Source organism: Neisseria sp. HMSC064E01, assembly GCF_001808875.1.
GTDB lineage: Bacteria > Pseudomonadota > Gammaproteobacteria > Burkholderiales > Neisseriaceae > Neisseria > Neisseria sicca_A.
The window spans coordinates 1-596 of sequence record NZ_KV794916.1 but is presented as its reverse complement, the minus strand read 5'-3'; the positions used below and the strand labels follow the sequence as shown (position 1 = coordinate 596).

1 protein-coding gene is annotated in these 596 nt (G+C 47.0%); it reads left to right on the top strand.

The genetic code is table 11. From position 1 onward, the window contains the following. Positions 1-90: 90 nt before the first annotated feature. A partial coding sequence (locus HMPREF2572_RS04290) for a hypothetical protein (RefSeq protein ID WP_070496390.1) occupies positions 91-596 on the top strand: 506 nt, incomplete at its 3' end.

Below are 596 nucleotides of genomic sequence, written 5' to 3'. Positions count from 1 at the left end.
GTTACCGTGATGGAAGAAGTAACCAACCAATTTGGCGAAACCGTGAAACGCGGTCGGTTCGTATTAATCAATTAAATCAGGAGCTTTACTATGAATATCGAATATACAAAGACAACTTTTGAGACCCGTCAAAAGTTACTGAAAGAGGAAGAGGACAAATGCAGCGAACTGACCGCCCAAATTGAAGCGGCAGAAGCGGGCGTTACAGAAGCGCAGGCGGTTATCAATGAATTTGCGGGGCTACGAAACAGACGCAAAGGCATATTTGCCAACCTGTTGAAAATGGGCAAACCAACAAACAGCGAAGAAGCCAAAGGGCTTGATTCAGAGATTGCCGCCAAACGCGAAGAGGCAGACCGCGCCGCCGATATGCTGGAAGCGCAAAAAGAACTATTGGAAAGCCTTTTTAATGAACGCCTCCAACATCTGAACCGCATTTCAGAGCTTCGCAATTTATTGTCCGTTTCCCGATATGAGCTGTTTATCGCCGATATAGAAGAAACCCACTTGCCCGAATATTTGGAGGCTGCCCAAGCCTATGCCAAAGCAGCCGCGAAATTGGTGGGAATCGGTAAAGCCGCCGTTGAAATGAAAAC